At 39.6% G+C, this 432-nt stretch carries 1 protein-coding gene; it reads right to left on the minus strand.

All coding sequences use genetic code 11. The features are described from left to right. On the minus strand, positions 1-432 hold a 432-nt coding region (locus BBI00_RS18975; protein ID WP_131799719.1), incomplete at both ends, for an efflux RND transporter permease subunit.

A 432-nucleotide genomic window follows, 5' to 3' on the forward strand; every position in this document is an offset into this window, starting at 1 on the left:
GAAGCGTCTTCTGAACCTGCGCGATTTTCTCTTTTACATTTTTAATCACCTGGTTACTGATTTCACCCTTAAGCATCATAACGACCGCTCCTGAGACTTCTCCTTCATCATTAAAGGTCATGGCTCCGTATCGGGTCGCAAAACCCGGCTTTACTTCTGCAATATCTCTTATAGACAGCGGGACATCGTTTGTTTTTGTAGCAATAGAAATATTTTTAATTTCTTCAATGTTTCCGACCAAACCTTCACTTCTAATGTATAAAACCGTAGGCCCCTTTTCAATATAAGCACCTCCTGTATTTTGATTATTAGCTTGTAGCGCATCGAAAACATCATTAATGGTAATTCCATAAGCATTCAACCTATCCGGATTGACTGCAATCTCATATTGTTTTAGCTTTCCTCCAAAGCTACTGACTTCTGCAACCCCTT

This window comes from Chryseobacterium arthrosphaerae, from assembly GCF_001684965.1.
GTDB classification, from domain to species: domain Bacteria; phylum Bacteroidota; class Bacteroidia; order Flavobacteriales; family Weeksellaceae; genus Chryseobacterium; species Chryseobacterium arthrosphaerae.